General features: G+C 37.9%; 23 protein-coding genes. 14 read left to right on the forward strand and 9 right to left on the reverse strand.

The window, feature by feature from the left end:
* Positions 1 to 105: 105 nt before the first annotated feature.
* The 5 genes from H5084_RS05145 (at position 106) to H5084_RS05165 (ending at position 5,176) form a co-directional block, all read left to right on the forward strand.
* The gene (locus tag H5084_RS05145; RefSeq protein WP_182689749.1) at positions 106 to 1,224 is read left to right on the forward strand and encodes a putative 2-aminoethylphosphonate ABC transporter ATP-binding protein; all 1,119 of its coding nucleotides are present in this window, start codon (positions 106 to 108) and stop codon (positions 1,222 to 1,224) included.
* 10 nt (positions 1,225 to 1,234) lie between these two features.
* Complete coding sequence (locus H5084_RS05150; protein WP_182689750.1) at positions 1,235 to 2,968, forward strand: putative 2-aminoethylphosphonate ABC transporter permease subunit; 1,734 nt, start codon at positions 1,235 to 1,237, stop codon at positions 2,966 to 2,968.
* Between the two features lie 9 nt (positions 2,969 to 2,977).
* Positions 2,978 to 3,697, forward strand: a complete 720-nt coding sequence (gene phnR / locus H5084_RS05155; RefSeq protein WP_220485901.1) for a phosphonate utilization transcriptional regulator PhnR — start codon at positions 2,978 to 2,980, stop codon at positions 3,695 to 3,697.
* Between the two features lie 100 nt (positions 3,698 to 3,797).
* Positions 3,798 to 4,718: an EamA family transporter gene (locus H5084_RS05160; RefSeq protein WP_182689752.1), complete on the forward strand. Its 921-nt coding sequence runs from the start codon at positions 3,798 to 3,800 to the stop codon at positions 4,716 to 4,718.
* Positions 4,719 to 4,963: 245 nt separating this feature from the next.
* Positions 4,964 to 5,176, forward strand: coding sequence for an FAD-dependent oxidoreductase (locus H5084_RS05165; RefSeq protein WP_259396687.1), 213 nt, complete (start codon positions 4,964 to 4,966; stop codon positions 5,174 to 5,176).
* Positions 5,177 to 5,315: 139 nt separating this feature from the next.
* On the opposite strand, the gene H5084_RS05170 is transcribed toward H5084_RS05165, so the two are convergent.
* On the reverse strand, positions 5,316 to 5,867 hold the full coding sequence (locus H5084_RS05170) for a MarR family winged helix-turn-helix transcriptional regulator (RefSeq protein ID WP_182689753.1): 552 nt from the start codon (positions 5,865 to 5,867) through the stop codon (positions 5,316 to 5,318).
* A gap of 110 nt (positions 5,868 to 5,977) precedes the next feature.
* Here H5084_RS05170 and H5084_RS05175 point away from each other — a divergent pair, with 110 nt between their 5' ends.
* The 7 genes from H5084_RS05175 to H5084_RS05205 all read left to right on the forward strand — a co-directional run bounded on the left by H5084_RS05175 (position 5,978) and on the right by H5084_RS05205 (position 12,139).
* Positions 5,978 to 6,724, forward strand: coding sequence for a hypothetical protein (locus H5084_RS05175; RefSeq protein ID WP_182689754.1), 747 nt, complete (start codon positions 5,978 to 5,980; stop codon positions 6,722 to 6,724).
* A 17-nt stretch (positions 6,725 to 6,741) separates the two neighbouring features.
* Entirely contained in the window at positions 6,742 to 6,987 is a 246-nt protein-coding gene (locus H5084_RS05180; RefSeq protein ID WP_182689755.1) for a DUF2024 family protein, read from the forward strand.
* A gap of 22 nt (positions 6,988 to 7,009) precedes the next feature.
* A complete protein-coding gene (locus H5084_RS05185; protein ID WP_182689756.1) occupies positions 7,010 to 7,264 on the forward strand; it encodes a Rho-binding antiterminator in 255 nt (84 codons plus the stop codon).
* Between the two features lie 412 nt (positions 7,265 to 7,676).
* Complete coding sequence (locus tag H5084_RS05190; RefSeq protein WP_182689757.1) at positions 7,677 to 8,675, forward strand: hypothetical protein; 999 nt, start codon at positions 7,677 to 7,679, stop codon at positions 8,673 to 8,675.
* A 347-nt stretch (positions 8,676 to 9,022) separates the two neighbouring features.
* On the forward strand, positions 9,023 to 11,026 hold the full coding sequence (locus H5084_RS05195) for a CocE/NonD family hydrolase (RefSeq protein ID WP_182689758.1): 2,004 nt from the start codon (positions 9,023 to 9,025) through the stop codon (positions 11,024 to 11,026).
* Between the two features lie 137 nt (positions 11,027 to 11,163).
* Positions 11,164 to 11,607 carry a molecular chaperone TorD family protein gene (locus H5084_RS05200; RefSeq protein ID WP_182689759.1) on the forward strand — a complete coding sequence of 148 codons (444 nt, stop codon included), beginning with the start codon at positions 11,164 to 11,166 and terminating at the stop codon, positions 11,605 to 11,607.
* Positions 11,564 to 12,139, forward strand: a complete 576-nt coding sequence (locus H5084_RS05205) for a 4Fe-4S binding protein (RefSeq protein WP_182689760.1) — start codon at positions 11,564 to 11,566, stop codon at positions 12,137 to 12,139. The genes H5084_RS05200 and H5084_RS05205 overlap by 44 nt, the downstream gene beginning before the upstream one ends.
* A gap of 229 nt (positions 12,140 to 12,368) precedes the next feature.
* On the opposite strand, the gene H5084_RS05210 is transcribed toward H5084_RS05205, so the two are convergent.
* The gene (locus tag H5084_RS05210) at positions 12,369 to 14,228 is read right to left on the reverse strand and encodes a methyl-accepting chemotaxis protein (RefSeq protein WP_182689761.1); all 1,860 of its coding nucleotides are present in this window, start codon (positions 14,226 to 14,228) and stop codon (positions 12,369 to 12,371) included.
* A 431-nt stretch (positions 14,229 to 14,659) separates the two neighbouring features.
* Here H5084_RS05210 and H5084_RS05215 point away from each other — a divergent pair, with 431 nt between their 5' ends.
* Together H5084_RS05215 and H5084_RS05220 are read left to right on the forward strand one after the other, a co-directional pair.
* Complete coding sequence (locus H5084_RS05215) at positions 14,660 to 18,223, forward strand: EAL domain-containing protein (protein ID WP_182689762.1); 3,564 nt, start codon at positions 14,660 to 14,662, stop codon at positions 18,221 to 18,223.
* A 325-nt stretch (positions 18,224 to 18,548) separates the two neighbouring features.
* Entirely contained in the window at positions 18,549 to 18,842 is a 294-nt protein-coding gene (locus H5084_RS05220) for a hypothetical protein (RefSeq protein WP_182689763.1), read from the forward strand.
* A gap of 270 nt (positions 18,843 to 19,112) precedes the next feature.
* On the opposite strand, the gene H5084_RS05225 is transcribed toward H5084_RS05220, so the two are convergent.
* The 7 genes from H5084_RS05225 to H5084_RS05255 form a co-directional block, all read right to left on the reverse strand.
* Positions 19,113 to 19,415, reverse strand: coding sequence for a hypothetical protein (locus H5084_RS05225; protein ID WP_028868745.1), 303 nt, complete (start codon positions 19,413 to 19,415; stop codon positions 19,113 to 19,115).
* Positions 19,416 to 19,537: 122 nt separating this feature from the next.
* Positions 19,538 to 19,714, reverse strand: coding sequence for a DUF1328 domain-containing protein (locus H5084_RS05230; protein WP_028868744.1), 177 nt, complete (start codon positions 19,712 to 19,714; stop codon positions 19,538 to 19,540).
* A gap of 1,233 nt (positions 19,715 to 20,947) precedes the next feature.
* Complete coding sequence (alr, locus tag H5084_RS05235) at positions 20,948 to 22,030, reverse strand: alanine racemase (RefSeq protein WP_028868318.1); 1,083 nt, start codon at positions 22,028 to 22,030, stop codon at positions 20,948 to 20,950.
* 8 nt (positions 22,031 to 22,038) lie between these two features.
* Entirely contained in the window at positions 22,039 to 23,298 is a 1,260-nt protein-coding gene (locus tag H5084_RS05240; RefSeq protein WP_182689764.1) for a D-amino acid dehydrogenase, read from the reverse strand.
* 254 nt (positions 23,299 to 23,552) lie between these two features.
* Complete coding sequence (locus tag H5084_RS05245) at positions 23,553 to 24,422, reverse strand: ABC transporter ATP-binding protein (protein ID WP_182689765.1); 870 nt, start codon at positions 24,420 to 24,422, stop codon at positions 23,553 to 23,555.
* On the reverse strand, positions 24,422 to 25,459 hold the full coding sequence (locus tag H5084_RS05250) for an iron ABC transporter permease (protein WP_182689766.1): 1,038 nt from the start codon (positions 25,457 to 25,459) through the stop codon (positions 24,422 to 24,424). The genes H5084_RS05245 and H5084_RS05250 overlap by 1 nt, the downstream gene beginning before the upstream one ends.
* The gene (locus H5084_RS05255) at positions 25,449 to 26,456 is read right to left on the reverse strand and encodes an ABC transporter substrate-binding protein (RefSeq protein ID WP_182689767.1); all 1,008 of its coding nucleotides are present in this window, start codon (positions 26,454 to 26,456) and stop codon (positions 25,449 to 25,451) included. Before H5084_RS05255 ends, H5084_RS05250 begins: the two co-directional genes overlap by 11 nt.
* Positions 26,457 to 26,514 lie beyond the last annotated feature (58 nt).

Below are 26,514 nucleotides of genomic sequence, written 5' to 3' on the forward strand. Positions count from 1 at the left end.
TTATTTTCATGACTATGCGTACTTGCGTGTTCTCTTCGATAATCAGTTGAGTGCGCATTGTCATGAACAACGTTTTTATATTCTTACCAATCGTAGGTTCTTATTATGCAAACATATCTCCGTATCGATAATGTGGTAAAACAGTTTGGGCAATTCACTGCATTACAAAATATCTCATTCAGCATCAAACAAGGAGAGTTTGTGTGTTTTTTAGGGCCGTCAGGTTGTGGTAAAACAACACTATTACGTGGCATCGCAGGATTAGAACCAGTGACATCGGGATCTATTTTCCAAGCGGTTAAAGAGATAACTCATCTACCACCAGAGCAACGAGATTTTGGTATTGTATTTCAATCTTATGCGTTATTCCCCAACTTAACTGTGCAAGAGAATATTGCGATTGGTCTAAGCAATCAGGGTGTTTCAGCGCTTGAATGTAATCAGTTAGTCGATGAATGGCTTAAAATGATTGGTTTGCAAAGTGAAGCGAATAAATACCCGAACCAACTTTCAGGTGGACAGCAACAGCGTGTTGCACTGGCGCGTGCATTGGCATTATCACCGGGGTTATTACTGCTTGATGAACCTCTATCAGCATTAGATGCAAAGGTACGTACGCACCTTCGAGAAGAAATTTGTCAGTTACAACGAAAATTAGGTATTACCACTGTCATGGTGACGCACGATCAGGAAGAAGCATTAGCGATGGCCGACCGTATCGTAGTGATGAATAACGGCGTGATTGAGCAAATTGGTACACCGCAAGAAATCTATGAAAAGCCCGCGAGTCGTTTTGTCGCAGACTTTGTGGGCACGATGAACTTTATCCCCACTTCTATGATTGATAATAACTTAATGCGTATTGGGGAAGATTTATTAAGAGTGCCTGAGTCATTAAAAGGGGTAACTATGTCAGGTTCTATGATCGACCTTGCCGTGCGTCCAGAAAGCTTATATTTCTGCGCGCTAGAAAATGCGAACGATTTGAATAATCAGGATAATAGTATTGCCGTTAATATTGAATCGATTGAGTTTCAGGGGGCATACTGCCAGGTTGAATGTCGTTTATGGGATGATTTAGCTGCACCAAGGATCTATGTCAATGTACCGATTCGTGAAGCGCGAAAACTGAACCTATCGTTACAAGATTCTCGCCGTATCGGTTTTGATGTCACACAGTTACATGCTTACCCACCAATCCGTAAAGCAGCGAACGCTGCTTAGGAGCGAATAGATGAATGCTATTTCAATGTCACGGCCGCAGCCTCACAAACCAGTTCAAAAACCGTCCATGTTTTATTTTTTGAAAAAATTAAGCCGAGAACAGCTTCTTTTATTAATAAGCCTGAGCATCGTAGCGACGGTATTAGTTATTTTTGTTGTTGCACCTTTGTGGGCTATGTTACGTAGTAGTGTATTAGACAGTGATGGACTGTTTGTTGGTTTGGCGAACTTTAGCGATTATTTTGAATCGGCATCTGTTTGGCGTTCATTAACTAATACCCTGACATTAGGTCTTACGGTGATGTTTGTTGTGGGAACATTGGCCTTCTTCTATGCCTACGCGTTAACGCGCTCTTGTATGCCGTATAAAAGCGTATTTAAAGTGTTAGGCATGGCACCTATTTTAGCGCCGTCTTTATTACCTGCGATTAGCTTTATTTATCTTTTTGGTACACAGGGTGTTGCGAAAGAGATGTTATTGGGGCATTCAGTTTATGGTTTTATCGGTATTACATTAGGGTTGATATTCTGGACGTTCCCGCATGCTTTAATGATTTTAAGTACTTCCTTACGTACCTCTGATGCACGTCTTTATGAAAGTGCCAGAGCGTTAAAAACCAGTTCATTTAAAACCTTTTTTGTAGTGACTTTACCAGCCGCAAAATACGGGCTTATTAGTACTTTAATTGTTATTTTTACCTTAGTCGTCTGTGACTTTGGTGTCGCAAAAGTGATTGGTGGTAGCTATAACGTATTAGCGACGGATATTTTTAAACAGGTTATCGGACAGCAGAACTTTTCAATGGCCGCCGTCACTAGTTTATTGTTATTACTCCCTGCTTTATTGGCCTTTGTGGTGGATCGCTGGGTGCAGAAGAAACAACAAAATTTGTTTGATAGTCGTTCGGTGCCTTATCAACCGTCACCAGAACCAATACGAGATCGACTATGTTTTGTTTATTGCGCCATTATCTCTATTGCCGTGTTAGTGGTATTAGGTATGGCTGTCTACGGATCATTAGTGACTTTTTGGCCTTGGAACAAAGCGTTATCGTTTAACAATTACAATTTTGCAGAGATGAGCACCTACGGCTGGAGCCCATTTTGGAATTCAATAGAGCTGGCAAGTTGGACTGCATTGTTAGGTACCGTATTAATTTTTGTAGGGGCTTATGGTATGGAGAAAGGGCGTGCTTTTACACCGCTGCGCCGTTTTTTACAGATGTTAAGTGTCTTGCCAATGGCCGTACCGGGTATGGTGTTAGGCTTAGGTTATATCTTCTTTTTTAATGATGTGAATAACCCGCTCAATTTCTTATACGGCTCAATGTTATTATTAGTGCTCAATACGGTGATCCATTATTATACAGTAGGGCATATGACCGCGATTGCAGCATTGAAACAACTACCGGCTGAATTAGAAGCGAGCGCAGCTTCCATAAAACTGCCACAATATAAACTGTTTTGGAAAGTGACATTACCCGTATGTTTACCCGCTGTTTTTGATATTGTAGCTTATCTGTTTATTAATGCATTAACCACCACATCGGCGGTGGTATTCTTATATTCAACCGATACTATTCCAGCATCAGTATCAGTATTAAATATGGATGATGCGGGTCAAACAGGCTCAGCAGCAGCGATGGCGGTGATGATCATGATAGCGGCTATGTTAGCGAAACTGGCACACCTGTTATTCGATAAACTGTTTGAGGGTTCAACTCAGGCATGGCGTAAACGTTAAAAGGAAAGAATGTCTGTGCAGTATTTAAAAATTAAAGAGATATTGGTTGAGCAAATCGAAACGGGTTTGTTGCAGGCAAGGCAAAAATTACCCTCTGAACGTAAAATGGCTGAAGCATTTTCCACCACACGAGTGACGTTACGTGAAGCGCTGGGATCATTAGAAGCGGAAGCGCGACTATATCGAGAAGATCGGCGTGGCTGGTTTGTTTGCCCTGAGCCATTACGATACGACCCAAGATTAACGCTTAATTTTGTAGAGATGGCAAAACAGCAGGGGCGTGAGGCTTTAACAGAGTTGATACTGGCAAAACAAACCTTAGCCACTAAAAAAACAGCAAAGCTATTACAAGTGCCGATGTTAACTGAGCTTTATCAATTAGAGCGAGTGCGTTATTTAGAGCAAAGGCCGGTTGTTTACGTGGTTAATTATATTAAAGCGGAGTATTTCAAAAATTTGCTCGACCATGACTATGTTCAATCACTCACAACCACGTATCAGCAACATTATTCGGTAAGCTATCGACGTACTCGCTATCGAGTCAGTACCACCTGTCTGTTTGGCGAGGTAGCCCTAGCATTACGCGCTACTTCCGGTAGCCCGGCCATGCTAGTTGAACGAACCAATTATGATCAACTGGGGCGACTGATTGATTGCGATTTAGAATATTGGCGACACGATGCAATTTGTATTGAGTCGGTTGCAGAGTTAATGGAATCGCCTTCTTAACTGTTCACCTAGCCGTTTAATCTTCCCTATTTTATTGCTTTCAATGCACCTTTTACGCGGTGCATTGCCTTCCTTGTTGCTACCATATAAGGTTTGTTTCATGTCTGTTTGGGCCATTGTACTCGTTATTATTTCTGCATTTTTACACGCCAGCTGGAACATCTTAGGAAAAACCAATAAAGTCTCAGTGCAAGCTTTTTTCTTTATGAGTGCATTTTGCATGGCCTTGTTATTATCGCCTTATTTGATTTGGTTTTATGTCATTGCTGGTAGCCAAAACTTTAGGGCTGAGTTTTGGGGGTTATTAGCCTTGAGTGGTGTGTTGCAAATTATCTATTTATTAGGATTAGGCTTTGCTTATAAAAAAGCTGATATCGGATTGGTTTATCCTATGGCACGGGCGTTGCCGGTGTTGATGGTGGGGGGGATCGCACTTTCATTAGACCAGTCTATTTCATCGGTACAATGGTTAGGTTTTTCGCTCATTACTGGTGGTTGTTTATTAGTACCATTAACACGCTTACGAGAGTTGAGTCTCTGCAATTATTATAATATTGGCATAGTGTGGGCCATGATTGCTGCTGTAGGCACCGCGGGTTATTCGATTATTGATAAACTTGCGCTGTCAGAGCTTTCTTCGCAACTTTTTTCTCCTTCCTCACCACAAGAGACAATCCATCAACAGCCTGAGATTGCTATATTTTATCTGGGCATACAGTTCTGGGCAATCGCACTACCACTGGGCTTAGGTTTTTTAGTAACAGGGCAAGCACAACAATTTAAGCAATCATGGCATGTAAAAACACCCGCTTTTATTGCTGGTTTCATCATGGCGCTTACCTATGGCTTAGTTTTGTATGCAATGCTATTAACCGACAATGTGAGCTTAGTGGTTGCGCTAAGGCAAGTCAGTATTGTGTTTGGTTTATTACTTGCCGTGGTGGTGCTAAAAGAAAAACTATACCCAGCACGACTCGTTGGCTGTGCGTTAATTCTCAGCGGGTTACTTATTGCTTTGTAAGAATGGCGTTAAAAACACTGTCATAAATAGTTAAGTGTTAATTATTTATGACAGTGAACGTCTGAAAATCTGACGCTTAGAGTTAATAATCGCGACTTAATGTTCGCTAGAAGGCTTATAGACTAAGTACCTTATTCGCACTTAGCACTATTTAAGCAATGAGCATGAATGCCACAAAAAAACACTGCTCGTATTAGTTAAAAAATGCATTAGCAAAAGAACAACGTAGTGAAGCGCTTCCTTTATTGAAAAATATAGAAACCGACGTGTTGATCGCTGGTGGAGGCTATACCGGTTTATGGACTGCAATATTACATAAACAACAAGCGTCCAATAAAAAAGTTACTATCATCGAAAAAGGTTTGTGCGGCAGCGGTGCATCGGGGGCAAGTGGTGGTTGTTTGTTAACTTGGTCAAGCAAATACCCAACCCTCAAGAAACTCTTCGGAGAGCAATAAGCTAAGTGGTTAGTTAAAGAATCTGAACAAGTGATTTTTGAGATAGAGAGATTCAGCATGTTTTTATAAAAACAGAACTGTACCACTACAAACCCTGCTATTATAACACTTGCCCAGAATTATTTATTATCACCAAGTATTAAACAAACTCTCTACAAATTAATGTCGTATCTTCTGTCGTTAAGGTTTCTTTAGTTAACCCACACAAAAAGCCTTCAGAAGTTCTTTGATTAAATTTGCAATTTATACAAACACCAAATGCTGTTCGTCCAGTGGACTTTTGGTAGTTTTTCAATATCTCAGACAAGAATTTTGCAGTTTCATTTTGTTGTTCGTTTGTCAGTTCATTAACAGACTCTGTAAACTTCTTAGGTGGGCAGGTCGTAGATAAAAAAGCCTTACCTTTTTCTGTCACTTTTAAATGAGTGATGCGTTTATCATTGCTATCCTTTTCTCTAATAATCAATGCTTTACTTTCTAATATTTTTAAAGATTGTGAAACTGTCCCTTTAGTCAACCCTAAAAAATCGGTGACCGCTAGTGTGGTGTCCGAATATTTATTACAAGTTGATAGGTAATACAAAGCTTCCTGTTGTATAGGCTGTAAGCCCAAGCTTTGCCCTTCAAAGCGAGTTTCTTGCCGCAGTAAGTTTGCTATGCGTTCAATTAAATTAAATAAGTCATCATTCATTTTTATATAGTATCGAGTCAAAACATACTTGACAAGTAAAGTTTCACTGTGTACAAATAAATATAGTTTCGATGCGAAACCATATTTATTTGGATCTTTGGAGGATACTCATGAAAAACACGAATTTATTTATTATTTCAGCATTAAGCGCCTCACTATTAACAAGTAATGCCTATGCACACAACAAAAGTCATGGCCATATACAAGCACCTAAATCACCTGACGTTGCAACAGAATTTGATATTATTCATACCAAAGTCACAACTGAAGGCTCGCACTTAGTATTTCAACAAGCCGTAACAGGGAAAGTAGGTACAAAACAACCACAAGCAAATAGAAAATTAGCAGGTGCCAACGTATTTAGTTATGTTTGGCCCACATCCTTAAATAGTTCTGCTGTTGGTTTTCAAGCCGACCAAGGGATCTTAGCGCTAGCTTTAACCGTTCATCCTGACTTTGACGATACACCTTTATATGATGAAGATAACGATGGTAATAAAACCAATGATGGTGATAAATGGCATAGTCATTGGGTTGTTTTAGTACCTGATAATGCCTGTGGAGAAGGGGCTTTAAAAGTAAAAGATATCGAAAAAGGAACCTCACCTATTCTTCCTGCAACATGGCCAAATTTGCCTCTATTTATCGATAGTCCTGGATTCGATTTTACATTAGAAAAATCAGAAGTATTAGTGAGAGTACCGCTTTCAGCAATTGGTTTTAATGAAAGCTTTTCGTTTGACGGCGTCACTGCAGGCCTAAGAATCAATCAACAAGTACATGCGCCTTTACTTTGTGTAACCGATGTTTTTGATATCGCCTCTGGTGATTTAAGTTTACCCGGTAAAAGCCAATAAATTAGTAGGAGGAAATGATGAATATCCATATATATGATACTCATGTGCATACAGATTCAGGGGAATACGTTCATTTTGATGTGTTAGTCAATGATGAAAACATTAATAACGTGAAACAATATGCAGAAAGTTATTTAGCTAGTTTAGGTATCTCCATTGATAATATATCTCAGAGCCGTTGTGATTTTTGCCATAGTGAAATAGCTAACCCAGAGGTTCAACTGAATATATTAGAGCAAGGTTATAGTATTATTCAATTGTAATTTTTTATTAGAGAGGTGAACAATGACAAGTCACATATCTTGTGACGCTCATGATTATTTTGAAATTGTATGTATGCGTCGTAGCCTAATAAAGGTTACGACCTACAACAATCAAGAATACAAAGGAGTGCCATATTCAATAGATATTATTGAGCGAAAAGAAAGACTTAAAATAGAAACATATAAGGGTTCAGAGAGCATATTGCTAATTGACATCATAAAGCTAGAAGCGATAGGTAATAAAGTAACAGCTCATAATTTTTGTGTTGAGTGGTAGTTTGAGCGCTGATTTTATATTCTATTGTTTCAAGCCATATCAATTTATAGTAAATACTTAACGTCGTAAAACTTTAATAAACTGCTTTTTCGCACCTCGATAGTAAAATTGATATCCCAGAAGTGTGAATATAGTGCTAAATATTCATTTACCCGAAACTTCAATATAAGGGATCGTCCACAAACAATAAATCAATAATGCAATGACACCTAGCATCGAAGCACTGTATTTACTGTCGCTAGTTTCTTGACTACCATTATTTTATTGCTTCTAAACGTTAATTGATGCTACAAAAAATTCTTAAAGATAAGGTCAATCAGCCGGATAAAAGATATAAAAAATGTAATGCACAGACTTCAATGTCAACCCATTGCGCCAAAAGTTGTCGCTTTAGGTGCTTGACAGAAATAAAGTGTTTGATAGTGTTTATATTATATTATTAATCGGTATTTATATTTCTATGACTACATCTAAAAGCACACCACTACTTCTTCGATATTATATTGATTTGTTTGAAAAAGTGAGTGCAGAACAACCCGATTTTTTGAAACGTGCAATAATTGAAAACTCTGTAAATGATTTTTTATTAGTCCCAGACTTTATAGTCGATAAGATAGCCAAAAAAAGTTTCGAAATATATCAAGATATGCCAGAGTTGGCAGTTTCAAGTGGATTAACCGTACATAAAGACTACGCTAACAATTTTTTTATTTGGCTAATGGCATCTTCGGGCATTGAAGAACTTTTACTAAGATCCAACCTTTCCAATCCAATGGGTGCTTTAAGTATTACTTACTCTAATAGTAAAAAAGTAGTCATTGAAATACCAATACCGTATATAAATAGTAGAAATATGATTGAATGCGAGATAGCATTTTATTTCTCCTCAATGATGGGGACTCTTAAAGCTATACTGCCTGAAGCCGCTTTTCACTTAGCTATAACTTTTAGTAGAGATAATAAAAATCAACTATTAGAGTCTATTCCTAATTGCCAAGTTATTTATAATTCAGATAAAAACCAAGTGATAATTTTTCAAACTGATCCACTGCATACTTCTTTTATCACCACTAATTCTGTACTGAGTAACTTATTAACTGATAGTTCAGTCATTCAAGAATTAGTACTGAAACCAGATATTACTTTCAATGTGCATGAAATTGTTAAGCATTCGATGCATCAAACCAATCTTTCAATTCATGATATAGCCCACACGCTATGTTTGAGCACTAGAACCTTGCAAAGAAGATTAAAAGAAAAAGATCAAAGTTTCCAAAATATTCTTAACTATGAAAGAAAAAATAAAGCAATTGAGCTCATGAAAGATAAAGAACTTTCTCGCTCAACTATAGTAGAAATGGTTGGTATTCAAAATTTGAGTTCGCTATATCGTATTGTAGGTAGATCATAATATTATCGCTTGTTCAGCTTTTGCATATCCGCATTAATTTTCACTAAAACTAAGCTTACCTCAAAAAATATGTTTACGCTGCATATGCAACTAACATCCAAATACCATCTTTCTAGCTAAATTTTCATCGTGATATTTCATTATTTCTAAGCACTATGCTTTTAGAGCATATCGCTTTTTATTGTACTTTTTCAAAATTACCTTTAGTTGTTTTGTTCAAATAAAAGTAGCCAATTTTCATGCATGCGACAAATATTGTCGTTTTGGGTTATTGCTGAGAATTTGGGTTTTCTGTATTAATTAGAATAGAAAACACAATTAATATAACAATGAGAGGTACTTTGCACATGCTGTACAATAAAACATTAGCAAATTTTTCTATTTGTATAGGAATTAGTTTAACTTTGGTGGGGTGTAATAATGATAATAACGAACCTACTACACCAATAGATGATACAAACTCACAATTAATTCGTTCTGATGCCTACCCCGGCATTACTTGTGAAGAATTAAGTATTCCCATGCGAGACGGCATATTAACAACCGGTTTTGTTTATCGGCCAGATGAAGATACTAGCCAGCAATACCCTACAATTATAACTCGCTCGCCTTACTCAAGAAGTGGTTACGGTCAAGAGTGTTTTCTAGAAAACGATTTAACTTTGACGGACGGTACATTATTTGCCCAAAGTGGTTACGCCTTTATTATACAAAGTGTGCGAGGAACTTATACCTCAGATGGAGAGGTTGATGTTCTGCGTCAAGAAAAAAATGATGGTTATGATTCCGTTGAATGGGCAGCTGGTCAAGAATGGTCTAATGGTAATGTCGGCATAAAAGGAGGCTCCTATTTAGGGGTGACTACTTGGCAAACGACTATTTCTGCTCCGCCATCATTAAAAGCGGCTTCTATCGCTATTACAGCTGAAGATTATCATCGAGAATGGGTATACGATCAGGGGATACCTCATCACAGTTTCAATATCAGTTGGCTTGAAGCTGCTTTTACTACAGATGAAATAATTCGTCAAGAGACGGCAAAGGGTACCTCAGAAGAAATTATTACACAAATGGTAGCTGACCGTCAGACATTAGCCTTTACTAAAATGTGGAGTGATTGGGTTTGGCAACTACCGTTAACCTCTTTTACTGAATTTGATGAATTTCATAACACCTATCAAACATGGCTTGAGCACCCTGACTATGATGAATTCTGGCAAGAAATAGATGTTGGTGCCAATATAGAACAAGTTAATTTTCCTGTTCTAATTCTTGGTGCTTGGTACGACATTTTTGCCGATGGTACTGTGGCGAGTTATAACTCGATGAAAAGCCGTGCTGGCTCTATCGAAGCAAGAGATGAAACTAAGTTATTGATCGGCATATTTGGCCATTCAACTGACCATTCAACCCCCTCTTTTGGCATTGATACAATTTTAAGTGCTCTGGCTCCCACTGTTACTAGACCTTATGATATGGACTACTTTGACCGTTATCTCAAGAGTATTGAAAATGGTTATGATGAACAACCAAACGTAACATTAACCGTAATGGTACCGCCAGATGCAGGACAACAAGGCAGTAACTTTGTTATTGAGGCTCCTGACTACCCATTGGCGAATACCGAATACCGCTCCTTTTATTTAAACAGCGATGGTAATGCAAATGATCGTGCGGGAAGTGGTGGGTTAAGCCTATTTGGCGAAAATCGTAATGCAGACATTTCTACTAGTGAAGCTGTTGACACGGCTAGTTTCGCCGCTGATTTATTTAGTTATGACCCATTAAACCCAGTACCAACAATGGGAGGAAATTTATGTTGTGGTACAGACCTTACCGGTGGGCCAAAATCGGGCGCGGTTGAGCAAGCTGAAGTAGAAATACGAGATGATGTTTTGGTTTATACTTCTGCACCACTTATTGAGCCATTGGTTGTTATCGGGCCGGTATCGGTTGAATTATTTGCAAAATCTAGTGCAATGAATACTGATTTCATGGCTAAGTTGGTTGATGTTAGACCAGACGGCTCTACTCACAACATACTTGATGGTGCTGTAAGAGCAAGTCTTCGTAATGGTTCAAAAAGCCAACCATCGTTGATTGAGCCAAATAAAACCTATAAATATAGTATTAACCTTGGTGATACAGGTACTGTTTTCCCTGTTGGACATAGAATCCGATTACAAGTAACGTCTTCAAACTTTCCTAAGTTTGCTCGTAACCTTAATACCGGAGCTTCTAATGAAACAACATCCGAAACTATGGTAGCTAATCAAGTAATTTTGCATGATGTAATAAATGCTTCACGGCTAATATTGCCTATTGCTGAAGGCATTGATATTCCAAATTAGTATTCAAGTATAGGTAAAGGTCCATCGGTTTTACCAGCGGGCTTTTTCTTTCGTCTTCTTACTTCAAATTAGTTGAGAGGAAATATATCTTTTGCACATCAATAAATCATGCAAATACAATCACGTCAACGACTGTTATGGTGGCAATTTTCCCATTAAGTAATATTGATGTTATCTCGTTGTTCGAGGGGAGAGAAGTGATGCATGCTCCACCTTGGGGATCGGTTTATCTTGATAAAGAAGAGGTGATTTTTGGGGATTCAACATTACGTTACAGAGCATTCTTAGTTAAACAAGGTATTACCCTTGATACTGGAATGCGAGAGCCTGAAGATCAAATAGGTTTAATACTGATGGCAATGAGTCAATTGGTTGAAAATAATAAGGATATCGAAGAGGTAAAAACGCTTTTACGGGAACATTTATTTCCTTGGTGTTATCGTTACTTTGATTTATTTGAGCAACATGCAGAAAGTAAAAGCTACCAATTGCTTGCGCAAATAGCCCGAAGATGGTGTCAAAGTTTACAACAAGAGCTTGACATTACAGCACCTAAATGGCCACTTTACCGCTATGCCTGAAAAAGATGAACGCTACTATAAGGCTTATTTAGCGTATAATACAATAAGCCGAAGAAGCCTACTTAGGGCGTTCATTCCCCGCCTTGCAGAAGAGCCTAAAATCTCTAGCCGCACTGTTCCACGTCCGCCAAGTGCTCTAAATGAAGCTGAATTTCAATCAATGTGTACTGGCTGTGGTGATTGTGCATTGGTATGTCCCGAGCAAATCATCCTTATCGAAAACAAGCATGCACAGTTGTCCTTAAACTATGGATATTGTAGCCAATGTGGCGAGTGTGAAAATGCTTGTAAAACAGGAGCCTTGAGTAATAAGGTGAAAGATACTTTATTGCGTCCTACGTACTCGAATTATTGTCAAAATAGGTACAATGGATATTGTGATTTATGCGTTGAGAAATGCCCAAGTGGAGCAATTTCTATTACTGAAAATAGTAAGCCAATACTCCTTGAGTCATCTTGTGATGGCTGCGGGCGTTGTAAGCAAGCCTGTCCTTTTTCCTCTGTTGAATTAGCGCTTAGCTTTCAACCATAACGGGAAGTATAACTCTGACAAATTATTTGGATTAAAAATACAGCTGCGCAGATACCTTTATTGCCATATTTTATAGTCAGTTAAGCCTTTTTATATCGATCTTTATAATTAAGTTTTCACGTTCGTTCAGTCTCTAAAGTAGAAAATTAATTATTTTGATAATCGGCTTAAAATATAGATTGATTGGTAGATTAAGAAGCGGGTAGAGATACCCGCTTATCATGAGAAGTTAAACAATAAATCTGTCTATTTCACTTTTTAATTCACGTGCTTGTTGCGCTAACCCATCACTCATTTGGGTATTTTCTTTACATGACTCACTGGTTAAATCTGTAATATCCCGAATAGAGACAACATGACGATTTACTTCATTAGCGACGGCACTTTGCTCTTGAATAGCGGCTGCTATTGCGGCGTTCATATCCATGATACTTAGTACGTCTTCGGTTATCTGCTCTAAAAGTTGGCCCGCTTGTCCTGCTTGATGGCTACTTTCTTTTCCTTCTGCGCGACATTCTGTCATGAGCGACACAATATTGCTGGTACGACTTTGCAGTACGGTTATCATACTTTCAATTTTTTTAGTCGACTCTTGCGTTCGACTGGCCAAGGTACGCACTTCGTCAGCCACCACGGCAAAGCCTCTACCTTGTTCACCCGCTCTTGCCGCTTCAATCGCTGCATTGAGTGCCAGTAAGTTAGTTTGCTCCGCAATCCCACGGATAACATCTATCACGCCGCCAATGGTTACGCTGTCTTCTGCTAATTGATTGACCACTAACTCAGACTCTATTAACTTATCACTTAACACTGATATTTGAGTGATTGTAGTGTCTACCCCTTGTTTACCTTTATTCGCGTTATGGTTAGTTTGTTGTGCTTTATCTGCAGCATTATTGGTATTGCTTGCAATCTCCTCTATGGTGGCCACCATTTCAGTCACAGCGGTAGATACCATGTCAGTTTCCTGCATCTGTGAATCAACACCACTGTTTGTTTGGTGAATATTGTTAGTTAATGAGTCAGAGGCTTGATCAACACTATCAGCTGATCGTTTTACCGATAAAACCAAACGATGAAAATTACTGATCATATGGTTAAAAGCGTCCGCCATCTCAGATAGTTCATCTTTGTTTTTTGACTCAATTAAAATAGTCAGGTTATTAGTGTCTGCCACTTCTACCATCGATTTTTTAATCCGTGAGAGACTAGAAGTAATACTGCGAGTAATAAACCAAGCAATACCTGTTGCCATCAAGATAGAAATAATAAAGACAATATAAGTTAGTTGTTTAATAAAGGATTTATAATCTTGCGTGGCTTCCTGCATTTCAACGATTAATGAGGATAAATATTGATCAACTTGATGGATGGTTGAACGCATCTCTTTTTGTAAACCTGTTTGCGAGTCTAGCCCTAATATTTTTTGTTCTTTAACGAGGTTGAAAAATGCGGTTTTATAAGCGGCCATTGCACTGACTATGGCTGTTCGCTTTTCTTGTTCAAAATAGTCCCTTTCAAGGATCAACATAAACTTATCGTAATTGCTTTGAAATGTTGCTACATATTTTTCATCAAGGCGTAACATAAAGTCTTTTTCATTACGTCGTAAGCTCAACATCATACTCATCGCTTCGAAATGATCGTTACCTAATGCCGTTTCTACATCGTGTACTGATCCTCGCAATTCGCCATACAAACCTGTCTTGGGCGTTAAGCCTATTTTTTGTTGTAAATTCACAATGGCTGTAAATGTTGATTGATAGTCGTTTAGAATCGCTTTTAAGTTGATTGGACCATTTTGGTCTATATCGATGGTTTCTAAATTAGCAGTTAAGTGGTTAAGATCGTACGCTAATATTTTCATTCTTTTATTAAAGCTATCAACATATTTTAAGTCTTTACGTGCTAAAAAATCTTTCTCATTACGTCTTAACTGTAAAATATCAGCCTCTATTTTTCCTATATCTTGCGCCATAGAAACATTTTTTTCTAAGGACTCCGATGTAAAAATTACTAATGACAGCATGGCAATCATGCTAACCATTACAATGAGTGTGTTGAGTATTAACTTGTGTTTGATGAGCATTGATAGTCCTTATCCTAAAAAATTTCTTTTAGTGTAGACTGCAATTGAAGTAGTGCCAGAACATAGCTGAAATTGTTGAACTTTGTTGCTGGTATAGCTGGGGGATAACACGCGAAGAATGAAAAATTATTTTATCTTCGCTTATCTAAAGTGTCACCTGCACTATCAGCAGTTATTCATTAAGTATTGATACAAATAGGTGACTTTCCCTATCGGATACCTTTTTTGATGGGGCTCTTCAAGGCTGTGCTAATAGGGGGATATGAACAAGTGATCCCGACTTTAACTATCAACATTATTATTCTTGCCACTAAAAATGATGGCAATGTATCTATTGATGTTTAAAATACCTTATCCAAGATACCTTTCTAAAATAAACGTATTCAATAATTTCCGTACGAGAAATTCTTTCATAAAAGAGACATTTATAAATGCTTCGCAAACTATTTACTTGTTGTTTATTACTGGTTTTTTCCTCTCCTCTTATCGCGGAAGAAAAAGTGGTTTTACAGTTAAAATGGGAGCATCAATTTCAGTTTGCTGGATATTATGCGGCTAAATGGCAAGGTTTTTATGAAGAAGCTGGGATTGATGTCGAGATACGTGCTTCTGTAAAGGCAGATAAAAGTATCATCACGCCAAGTGATGAGATTAAACAAGGCCAGGCGCAATTTGCAATTGGTGGTTTAGATATTCTACTGGTTAAAGATAATGACCTTAATCCAGTTATTCTGGCTTCACTGTTTCAACATAGCCCGACGGCCATTCTTTCGCTACAACATATCGATATTAGTAGTCTCAGGAAGCTCTCTCAATTACGTATTGCCGTTACTGAATCAGATTTTGCTAAAGCTGAAATAGCGGCGCTGTTTCGCTCTCATGGATATGATTTCACAAAAATAAAATTTGTTGATCAACCCGTTACCATCGATACACTATTAAACAATGAAGCAGATGCGATTGTTACCTATGCAATTTCCGCTGAATTCTCAGCAAAAGAGAAAGCGGTCAAACTTAATAAAGTTAAACCAGAAGATTTAGGGTTAGACTTCTATGGCGACTCTTTGTACACCTCATTTGAATATGCAAATAGTCATCCTGATATTGTGAATAAATTTACCAAAGCGAGCATGAAAGGGTGGCGTTATGCCATTGAGCATAAAGAAGAAGTTGCAAAACGGATAGCTAATGAGTTTCCCCGCTATTTAGTCAAATACAATGATATTTATCAATATAACCTCTTCTTCGCTGAACATATCGATCAACTACTTAATTATGCTGAAAAGCCATTAGGAGATATTAATAAAGAACGTTGGTTTAATATGAATGAACGAATTCGTTCCTTAGGACTGATCCGTTCAGATTTAAATGATAGCCATTTTAGTGTTCAACAAGAAGAGGTTACCCCATTTTTAGATAGCTTTATTTTTTATCTACTCAGTATTATCATACTGCTTTTTGTTATCTTTTTTCTTTGGACTCGCGAGCTTAAAATATTAACCCTGTTAGCGGTCATATTGTTGATCGTGCTTTTTGAAATGCAATTTGAAGCCATATTTATTAAAGAGGAAAAGCGGGCCGTGAAAGAGAATGCGACCCAGGTGATTAATACTATCAGTGCAAAGCTACAAGGGGAGTTACAGAATAACCTATCTCTGTTGACTGGTTTTGCCTCTTACATATCTGCCACCCCGGAACTCACCAATGAAGACTTTGCTCGTTATGCGCAACCCCTCTTTCAAAAAGATCCGATGCTAATAAGCTTTGCAGCTGCAAAAGATTTGGTCATTAATTATGTTTTTCCGCTTAAAGGAAATGAAAAGGCAATGGGGCTAAATTATAAAAATACCCCAGATCAAATAGAAATGGTTGAACAATTAGTGAATACCGGACAGGTTCAGATGATTGGTCCCGTTAACTTGGTACAGGGAGGCAAAGCCTTCATTGGTCGAGCTCCCGTTTTCTTACCTGGCGGGACATTATGGGGGATTATTTCAGCGCCGATTGATGCAGCTCTATTATTTAAATTTATAGAAAAGGAAAGCACTCGTCATCATTTAAACATTGCGATTAGAAGTTACGATTTACAAGGTGAAGCGGGACCTGTTTTCTTCGGAAAATCGGCTGTTTTTGATACACAGAAGAAGTTAGCATCATCAAGGATTGCAGTAGGCGGGCATTCTTGGCACATAGCTGCGACTCCCGTATTAGTCGACAATGAGTTACCTACTAACATCTATTTATTGCGTTTTTATTTTATTGTCAGCGCATTTATATTTAGTTTGTTTATCTGGTTCAGATTTAAACAAACATCGAAACAAAAAATGTTAGAGCTAAAGTTAAAAGATGACAAAAGGTTATTAGAGTCAGTTGGACGAGTTGCTAAAATTGGTGGTTGGGAACTGGATAATAAATTGAATTTTATAAAATGGTCTGAGCAATCTTCTTTAGTAATAGGTGAGCCCCAAACATTTTTACCTGCTACGTTAGGCGATCTAAAACAATATATTTCAGCTGAAGATTACCGCTTATGGGAAACAAAAATAAAAACCGGACCAAAAGTACCTAAAGCCTTTTCTATTAAAATAGAATTTACTACAAAAAATAATAAATCAATGTGGCTTAAAATAGTCTCAGATGGAAAAGCAACCGACAGCTCATCTTGTGTAACTGGGACTATTCAGGATATAACTGAAAAAATATTAAACGTAAAAATTATTGAATATCAAGCTTCTCACGATAGCTTGACTCACCTACCTAATCGCCGCACTTACCAAGACCGGTTGGAGCTCGCAATAGAAAGTGCCTTTCGCAGTAAAAAAAGAATCGCGATTTTATTTATCGACTTAGATCGTTTTAAACCCATCAATGATAATCTCGGACATCATGCTGGTGATTTGGTTTTGATTGAATCTGCTACTCGATTAAAAAAACTCATTAGATCATCTGATACGGTTTCACGCATAAGCGGCGATGAGTTTGCACTTATTCTCAATGATGTTGAACATTACAAACATGCGCTTACGGTCGCTGATAAAATTTCCCAAAAAATGCAGGAGCCCTATCAACTGAGCAATGCTGATGTTCATTTGAGTGCCAGTATCGGCATTGCAATATACCCTGACGATGCAAACAATGCAGATGAATTATTAAAAAAAGCAGATCAGGCGATGTATGAGGTAAAAGCAAACGGCAGAAATGGATACCAATTCTATACCCAAGAGATGCAACAAAAATCAGAGTACCGCCATCAGCTTCGCAATAAGTTGATCACGGCGCTTAAAACAAAGGAGATACAACCTTATTTTCAACCCATTATAGAGCTAAACACCAAACAAATTAGAAAATGCGAAACATTGGCTAGATGGCAACAGGAAAATGGTGATTTTATTGCTCCTATTGAATTTATCAGTTTGGCGGAAGAGACCGGATTAATTAACCAAATTGATTTATTTATGTTAGAGGAATCTAGCAAGTACTTAATAGAAATGAACACGGCTATTGAATTGTCCATTAATGTATCGCCAAGGTTATTTCATACTAAAGATAATGCACTACAGAATTGGCTTGCAGCGATCAAAGAGATCAGTAAATCAGTGAGCCTTACTATTGAGATCACCGAGCGTCTTTTGACAGAAGATTCCGAAAAAGTACTTACTATTCTCAATCAATGTAAAAAAATGGGGATTAAAGTCGCTATTGATGATTTCGGTACGGGTTACTCATCCTTAAATTATTTGATTAACTTTCCAATTGATCAAATTAAGATAGATAGAAGCTTTATTAAAAATATTGGTATCGATAGCGCATCTGAAATATTAATTGAAACTATTTTGACGATGGCAAATCGACTTGGCATTAAAGTTGTTGCAGAAGGAATTGAAACACAAGATCAATTAACTTATCTACATAAGCACCACTGTGATTTCGGGCAGGGGTATTTGCTTGGTAAGCCAATGAATAGAGAAAATTTTCATTCTTTACTTAAAAAATAGTTCGTTTATTAAGCACTAAACTCATCTCGGTGATAGGGTTTTTGTGGTGCCATGAATTATGATTTTTATCTTTAAGTTATAAGTTTCCAACTAGGGTCGTTTAAATATTTATAGTGCTTTATTGCATATCTCAGGCGTATTAATAAAGAGTAAAAAGAGAATTTAAAAGGAGGAAATAGCCTTTAATGCCTCCTTTTGTTGAATAAAATCTAACAAAAGGTTTACATTAGTTGATAATAGTATTTAATTAGGGTTAATTTTTGACTTTTATGTAAATTTACTAACTCTTTATGCATATTTTAAACCTGAATGTTAAGGCTAACTTATGAATCGCTGGTATGATAAACGTCCCAAGTTAGGGACAAATCTAGATAAGTTTAAAGGAATGAAACAAGAGGTTAGAGAGCCTATTCTTAATGATATCATTGAGTTGGTAAAACAAAGTCAACCAAGCCTGATGACAATAGAAAAAGCATTTGATTTCCGATTAAATTGTTCTCGGTTACGCTGGTACGAACATGATCCCCATTGTTGGCTTGTTTTTAATGTATTAGAAATAGCCAAAATATCAACCTTAGAATCTGTTGAAGAGCTATTAGCTTCTAGAATGAGTGCATAAAAAACAGAGTAAATTCAACTGGGTGACTTCGAATGGAATACATCACCTATTAACCTTTTCATGTGCTGATAATTGCCAGTAACATTTGCTTGAATAGCTGATAGCGAAAAACGCATATTGTTCTTTTGCGAGTACAATATGCGCTTGTATGTTTAGGCTAGCAGATTAAAGTCGCCTTATTTTATATAATATTTGAACTCTTTATCCTTGACACATTAGATACTAACTTTATGCGAGCCGTTATATTTATTCGTATATCTAATCAAAGGATTAACAATCTGTATCTTTTGCACCCAATTCATTTTTAACGTCTTCACAAGTATCTTCAATGGCATTACCAGTGTCAGTTGCTGCATCTTCTATTGTATCGCCTGCGTCATTTGCAGCATCTTTACTATCTGATACGATTGAGCTGATATTGTCACCGGTTGTTTCTGCCATGCTTTTTGCTTCTTCAGTGGTTTCATCAAGATGCTCTCCAGCAGTTTTCTCGTTATTTTCGCTACATGCTGCTAAGCCTAAAGTCGCTGCTAGCGTTAACATTAATAGTGATTTCTTTTTGTTGAAGTTCATAGTGCTTCTCCGTTAATAATAAAATGTTTAATATGCTGTTTACTAATCTAAATTGTTACTTATTACTTATTTGTAATACATGCCTGCTGAATAAATGGCGTTATATAAGTTTAAGTGCCGATTTAAAGTTTTGGTGTTCGTCCTCTTAATGCATTTGCTATTAAAGAGATGACCAATAACACGATAAATACAAAGAATATTATTTTAGCAACCCCAGCTGCTGCACCTGCTATACCCGCAAAACCCAAAACACCTGCAATGATAGCGACGATAAAAAAAGTAAATGCCCAACCTAACATATGATTCTCCTTTTTATTTTTAGTTTGTTAAATGATGTTTATAGTAAGAGTATTGCTAGAGTTGTGCCAGTTTTTAAGTTATTGATTTTGTTTGTTTTATTTTTTGTTTCTAATGTTTGTATGAATATTTTTAGTAAAATTTACAAGGGGGGATGTAAAGTTTTCATGGGGACGGGGACTAGTTGGAGCTCGTCTGCGCTCGTCGTAGCAGTTTGATGATTGTTAACGTTGATTTCGCCCTTGCGGCGACCCTACTTTCTTTTGTCAGAAAAGAAAGTAGGCAAAGAAACTGACACCGGATCGTTTTCTGCTCTAAATAATAAATGGCTTTTATAGCGCACCGGCTCTTGCGGCACATCCATGTGCCAAACGAGCCTAATCCAAACATCCTGTTTGGCTTTGCTAAAAGCCATTGATGATTTGGGAAAACTTTACGGCGGGCATGTTGTAGTCACATTGAGTGATTTTTTATTACGGCAGTTAGGGTATTATTTTTTGTATGAGTTTGCTTTGGGTTTTAGCTCGTCGAGGCAGCTTGGCTTCTATTAACAGTGTTTTCGCCTTGTCGGCGACACGTCTTTCTCTTATCAGAAGATAAAGGCGGCAAAGAGACTGACACCAATGTATTTTCAGATCCAAGCAATAAACTCCTTTTACAAGGTACTGGTTCATACTGCACATTCATGTGCTAAATGAACTTAAGCCAAACGTCCTATTTTTTTGCTACAAGGAATCGATGACTTAGGAAAACTTTAGAGTGGCAATGTTATAGATACATTGAGTAATAATTTATTGTGGCAGTGTGGGCATTATTTTTTGTCGTATTATGGTTCCACATCTCTACGTGGGGATGCTAGCGTATGCTTTAGTGTGGTGAGTTTGTGTGGTTTTTAGCTCGCCTTCGCTCGTCGAGTCAGTTTGATCATTATTAACATGGATTTGGTTTTATCGACGGCTTACTTGCTTTAGACGAATAGGCTGTGAATTGATATTTGAAGTTTGTTGGATAAGGGCTGCTACGTTAAATATTAATTAACTATAAATTAAGTCTTTGTAAATCAAATTTTTAAAATAATTTGAGAATAGAGGAGTTTACGAGTTAGCGGTTGTTTTGTTTTTAATGACACCTATTTGACGGCGTATGATGGTAATCAAATAGGTGTTGATAAGTTATAATTAATCTTAAAAAATAGCCGCTTTTAAGTAACTATTGAAGTTAAATAATGGCCACTATTAATCGATATATGACTTACTGACTCGACGGGTTAGACCGCAAAATAAGGTGTAGGAGATGGTATCTGCACATTCTGCAACTTGATTTACGGTAATGTTCTCACCCCAAAGTTCGACATCAAACCCAATACAGCTTTCTTGCTCAAACATTGATAAGTCTACCATCAACATATCCATAGAAACTCGGCCTAATATTTGGCTTTGTTTACCATTGATTAATACCGGCGTTCCAGTTTTAGCATGTCTGGGGTAACCATCTGCATAACCAATTGACACTGTGCCTATTTTAGTTGTTTTATCCGCTGTCCACAGGGCGTTATAACCGACGCTTTCGTCTTTACTGATGGTACGCTCCGAGATCACTTTTGCTTGAAAAGTCATTGCTGGTGCTAATGGCTTTTCTAACTTACTTTCATCAATAGGTGATGCGCCATAAATAACAATACCAGGACGTACCCATTGGCTTCTGTTGGGGATAGCTTTTCTCAACACTGCCGGTGAATTAGCGATACTGACTTCTCCGGGTAAATCACCAATTGTCTCTATAAATAATTTAGTTTGTTGCTCAGTTAGTGATGACGTTAAATCATCCGCCGATGAAAAGTGACTCATATGGACAATATTATTCACTTGACTCATGGCTGCTAATTGTTGAAAAGCATCTGCATACTCTTCAGGTAAAAAGCCTAAGCGATGCATACCAGAGTCCATTTTTAACCAAGCGTTAATCGGCTGGCTAAGTGTTGCTTGTTTTAAGGCATCTAACTGATACTGATGATGTATTGCGCACCAGATGTTATTTTCACTGATGTAGCTGAGTTCATCAGCGGTAAAGAAACCTTCGAGCAATAAAATAGGTTTTTTAATCCCTGCATCACGTAATTCTTTGGCTTCTTCAATACAGGCGACACCAAATGCATCGGCAACATCGGCTAACGCATTGGCTACTTCAATCGCGCCGTGTCCGTATGCATTAGCTTTGATTGTTGCAATCGCTTTAGCTGGAGCAGCAAGCGATTTTGCATATAAATAATTTTGTTTAATCGCACTTAATTTAATAACTGCTGTTGCTGATCTAGCCATGATTTCTCCTAACGTGCGTAACGATCTACTGATAAACCTTCACTATCAATATCCGGCGTTTGACTATTGATAACATCACTCACAAATTTCGCTGAACCGACTGACATTGTCCAGCCTAAAGTGCCGTGACCTGTGTTCAAGAATAAGTTATCAATCTTTGTTTTACCTAAAATTGGTGTGCCATCTGGTGTCATCGGTCTTAAGCCCGTCCAGAATTCGCCTTTTTGTAAATCACCGGCATGAGGAAATAAATCCGCTATAGAAAACTCGATATTTTTACGACGCTTTTCTAATAATGCTAAGTTATAAGAAGTGATTTCAGCTGTGCCACCTACACGAATACGTTCACCCAAACGTGTGATCGCTACTTTATAAGTTTCATCCATGATAGTTGATTCAGGTGCTGCAGAGTAATCTTCTATCGGCAGGCTCAATGAATACCCTTTAATCGGATAAACAGGCACTCTTATACCTACATTTGCCAGCATATGTGTTGAGTATGACCCCAGAGCCATTAAATATGCATCTGCTGTCATTTCACCTTTACTGGTTGAAACACTGGTGATTTGATCGCCTTGTTTATTGATTTTTTCAATCTTAGTATCCATGACAAACTTAACACCTAATTGTTCACACTTTTTCGCTAATTCAGTAACAAATTTGTGGCAATCACCTGTTTCATCATTAGGCAGTTGAATACCACCAACAATTTTGTGGATAGTATGTTTAAGTGCTGGTTCGTAGGCTAAGCAATCATCCGCTGTCAGTATTTTATGTTCAACGCCACATTCAGCGAGTACTTCAATATCTTTTTTAGAGCTTTTTACTTGGCTAGCGGTACGGAATACTTGTAATGTGCCTTTTGTACGATGGTCATATTCTATATCAATTTCTTTTCTCAGTGTACGTAAACAGTCGCGGCTGTATTCGGCTACTCTCATCATTCTAGATTTATTGATGTGGTAATCTTTAGTATTGCAATTGGCGATCATTTTAGTCATCCAACTTAATGTCTCGGTATCGAGATCTTTAATACTGATTTTTAGTGGAGCAAGTTCTTGCATCAACCATTTCATTGCTTTAACTGGAATGCCTGGCGCTGCCCAAGGTGCTGAATATCCAGGAGATATTTGACCTGCATTGGCAAAACTTGTTTCATTTGCAACACTTGACTGCCTGTCAACCACTGTTACATCATGGCCTGACTTAGCTAAATACCAAGCGCTCGTTACACCTATTACACCAGAACCTAATATTAAAACTTTCATCTTTTATCCTAAAATGATCATGTATGAGAAAATGCATCATAAATGATATTCGCAATTATTAATGATTGTATTTAGTTTACTTTCAGTATAAAAAACTAAAAAAAAGAAGAATTCAGAGTTTTAAACTGAATAGGCTCTTTAAATTTATGGTTATTGTTGTTGCTGTGATCAAGTGCACATATTTTACCTATAAAAATCAATTGTTTAAACTCTCATTTTAGCATTTTAGAAGAACTAGCTTTAGGGTAAAGTAGTCACTTTCGTGCAATAGGCGCTATGTTGTGTAATTGTATTGATTGCTTTTGAGGAATGATATCGGCTTTAATATTGAAGCAATCCTTTAAGTTTTTTTGGCTCAGCACGTGGGCTGGTGAACCATCGGCGACGATGCAAATATCATCTTGTTGATCTTTACCCAATAAAATTAAGCGTGAGCAATAACGTGCGGCTAAGTTGAGATCATGGATGGCTGTGATTGCTAGTTTACCCTGCAGGGTTAATGACTGGATCAAGTCTAGGGTTTCAAACTGATGGCAGATATCTAAACTTGCGATAGGCTCATCCAACAAGATACATTCACATTGTTGCGCCAAAGCACGGGCAATAATGACGCGTTGTTTTTCACCACCTGATAGCTGGTTCACTTTACGATCTTGTAGATGCACTGTATCTGTAATACTTAGTACTTCTTTTACAATGCTTTGGTCATTGTTTGTTGCAAGCTGAAAAGGCCCTAAATAAGGATTTCTGCCCATCATCACAATTTCTTCAACAGTAAATGCAAAGGGCAGATCAATGGATTGTGGCACAAATGCAATTTGCTTGGCTATTTCTCGTCGCTTTAGCTTTTTGAGTGTTTGTCCGTTAACTTCAACACTACCTTTATTTGCCGACAGTAAACCAAGTAATAGTTTAAGAAGTGTGCTTTTCCCTGCTCCATTAGCGCCAATTAAGCCAATAAATTCGCCCGAATAACAGCTTATGTTGATGTTTGAAAGTTGTGTGTTGTTATCATAGGCAAAACATAGATCTTGGGTTGATAAGAGTACTGGTTTTGCTCCTTGAGGTAATACAGGCGTCTGTTTGGTTGTTTGCGCTAATACGGGGGATTTTTGCTGAGTCATTAGTTTATCTCCACACGTTGTTTAATGAGCAGAAATAAGAAAAACGGCGCGCCAAGACCGGCAGTTATCACCCCTAATGGAATTGCAGATCCTTTAAAAAACAGTGATAAGAATAAATCTGCACTGATCAAGGTGATTGCACCACCGAATAAACAGGCGGGTAATAAGTATCGATGTGACGGCCCGAGTATCAAGCGTAATATATGTGGCACCACTAAACCAATGAAACCGATCCCTCCCACCACAGAAACAGAAGCGCCTACCATTGCAGTACTAATGATCAATAAATTACGACGAGTACGCTTAACATCGACACCAACGGATAAAGCGTGTTGTTCTCCAAGTAATAGTAGGTCCAGAGATTTATTGTAAAACAGTAATAATATGAAACCACTACAGATGATTGGCAGGATGATAAAAACATGATCCCATGTTCTGCCGTCTAATCCGCCCATGGTCCAATAGATAATCATACGCGCGACATCCCAGTTACTCAGTGATAACCCTAATAATAAAGAGATGGCGGCGACATTTAATGCGCTGATAGCAACCCCGGCAAGCAATAAGGTGGCGATATTCGTTTGCCCTTGGTTAGATGCGATACGGTAGACAATACTTAATGATATACCGGCTCCGATAAATGCAAACAGTGGAATTGCCCATGCAGAAAATAAAGAAAATCCGAAGTAGATGGCAATCACCGCACCTAATGAAGCACCTGATGATACGCCTAATACAGAAGGGGAAGCGAGTGGATTACGAAACATTCCCTGCATTATTAATCCGCATAGGGCTAAGCTGGCGCCGGCAAACATTGCAATGATAACGCGTGGTAAGCGAACGTCAACAATGATGCTTTGTTGCCACTTCATAATGTGTTCGGGTAAATTATTAGCGAGCTGTGCATTGAGTATTTCGATCACCGTGTTGATCTTCAGATCAACAGGGCCTTGCAATATAGCCAGTAGCGCTAAAACTAAAAATAAAGCCGCTAATAATCCGATAAAGAGCTGTTTAGTGAGGGGGCTATTGAGCATGATTGTTCTCATCATATTGGCTAATATTGGGATGGAGAATAGAAGCAATGGCTTCTACGCCTTTGATTCTATGTTGTGAAACACTACGTAGCCAGGTGCCAGGTACTGCATAGACTTGTTTGTTTAGGACGGCGGGTACATTTGCCCAGGCTTTTTTGTTGATTAGAATATCTGCGGGACTTGCTTGTCCTTGCGATTGATTAAATACCCAATCATTCATAATGATCACATCGGGCTGCAGTGAGATGGCTAACTCTTCACTGATTTTATGTTCGCCATCGGGTATTTGCCCTTGTGCGACGTTTATCCCGCCTGAAATATTGATAGCTTCATCCATTAAAGCGTTTCCACCTACGCTATAACCATTTAAATCATAATATAGCACGCGTGGTTTTTGCAGCGTGCTGACTTGCTGTTTGATGAAGCTTAGCCGAGCACGTAAGTCTTTGATGATCGAGTTTGCTTGTGATTGGCTATCGGTGACTGCTGCAACTAGCTCAATATTATTAATGATATCGTTAAACGTATTAAATTCACTGAGGCGCACAACCGCGATATCTGTCCTTAATAAATAGCGTACTGTTTCTGGGTTGCTATAGGACGCAACGAACACTAAGTCTGGTTGTCTTGACAAAATGGACTCTATTTCAGTTTGAGCGCGTATAATACTCGGATCATAAAAGTCTACAATATTGGATAAGCTAGGGTAATCTACGTAACTGCTTACCCCGACTAAACGCTGCTGATGAACTAAATCTGAGAGAATATGATCGGTTGCAAGAGTGGTTGATATTAAACGTTGAGGCGGCGCTGCTAGTGTATATTGAATACCACTTGGGTCATGTAATATTAGCGGAAAGCGATCACCTTCCACGTGAGTGGTAAAATTAGTTTGTGTGGGATTTAATAACGCAAATAATTGACCCTGCTTTATATTAGTAAATACTGCCAATACAATGATAAGGAGAATAAAAATAACGAGTTTTTTGTTGTTCATTTTTATCTCCTTAATTTAGGCGGTTATTCTCAACCATTCATTACTGAGTCGCTGAGCA

The sequence above is a fragment of the Psychromonas sp. SR45-3 genome (assembly GCF_014163575.1).
GTDB lineage: Bacteria > Pseudomonadota > Gammaproteobacteria > Enterobacterales > Psychromonadaceae > Psychromonas > Psychromonas arctica.

Bases quoted from the DNA above. Each gene is read 5' to 3' on its own strand.
- H5084_RS05255 (WP_182689767.1), bottom strand. From the start codon at position 26,456: ATGAACAACAAAAAACTCGTTATTTTTATTCTCCTTATCATTGTATTG.
- H5084_RS05215 (WP_182689762.1), top strand. From the start codon at position 14,660: ATGCTTCGCAAACTATTTACTTGTTGTTTATTACTGGTTTTTTCCTCT.
- H5084_RS05240 (WP_182689764.1), bottom strand. From the start codon at position 23,298: ATGAAAGTTTTAATATTAGGTTCTGGTGTAATAGGTGTAACGAGCGCT.
- H5084_RS05245 (WP_182689765.1), bottom strand. From the start codon at position 24,422: ATGACTCAGCAAAAATCCCCCGTATTAGCGCAAACAACCAAACAGACG.
- H5084_RS05200 (WP_182689759.1), top strand. From the start codon at position 11,164: ATGGTGGCAATTTTCCCATTAAGTAATATTGATGTTATCTCGTTGTTC.
- H5084_RS05170 (WP_182689753.1), bottom strand. From the start codon at position 5,867: ATGAATGATGACTTATTTAATTTAATTGAACGCATAGCAAACTTACTG.
- H5084_RS05180 (WP_182689755.1), top strand. From the start codon at position 6,742: ATGAATATCCATATATATGATACTCATGTGCATACAGATTCAGGGGAA.
- H5084_RS05195 (WP_182689758.1), top strand. From the start codon at position 9,023: ATGCTGTACAATAAAACATTAGCAAATTTTTCTATTTGTATAGGAATT.
- alr (WP_028868318.1), bottom strand. From the start codon at position 22,030: ATGGCTAGATCAGCAACAGCAGTTATTAAATTAAGTGCGATTAAACAA.
- H5084_RS05250 (WP_182689766.1), bottom strand. From the start codon at position 25,459: ATGCTCAATAGCCCCCTCACTAAACAGCTCTTTATCGGATTATTAGCG.
- H5084_RS05175 (WP_182689754.1), top strand. From the start codon at position 5,978: ATGAAAAACACGAATTTATTTATTATTTCAGCATTAAGCGCCTCACTA.
- H5084_RS05185 (WP_182689756.1), top strand. From the start codon at position 7,010: ATGACAAGTCACATATCTTGTGACGCTCATGATTATTTTGAAATTGTA.
- H5084_RS05210 (WP_182689761.1), bottom strand. From the start codon at position 14,228: ATGCTCATCAAACACAAGTTAATACTCAACACACTCATTGTAATGGTT.
- phnR (WP_220485901.1), top strand. From the start codon at position 2,978: ATGTCTGTGCAGTATTTAAAAATTAAAGAGATATTGGTTGAGCAAATC.
- H5084_RS05160 (WP_182689752.1), top strand. From the start codon at position 3,798: ATGTCTGTTTGGGCCATTGTACTCGTTATTATTTCTGCATTTTTACAC.
- H5084_RS05145 (WP_182689749.1), top strand. From the start codon at position 106: ATGCAAACATATCTCCGTATCGATAATGTGGTAAAACAGTTTGGGCAA.
- H5084_RS05230 (WP_028868744.1), bottom strand. From the start codon at position 19,714: ATGTTAGGTTGGGCATTTACTTTTTTTATCGTCGCTATCATTGCAGGT.
- H5084_RS05150 (WP_182689750.1), top strand. From the start codon at position 1,235: ATGAATGCTATTTCAATGTCACGGCCGCAGCCTCACAAACCAGTTCAA.
- H5084_RS05225 (WP_028868745.1), bottom strand. From the start codon at position 19,415: ATGAACTTCAACAAAAAGAAATCACTATTAATGTTAACGCTAGCAGCG.
- H5084_RS05220 (WP_182689763.1), top strand. From the start codon at position 18,549: ATGAATCGCTGGTATGATAAACGTCCCAAGTTAGGGACAAATCTAGAT.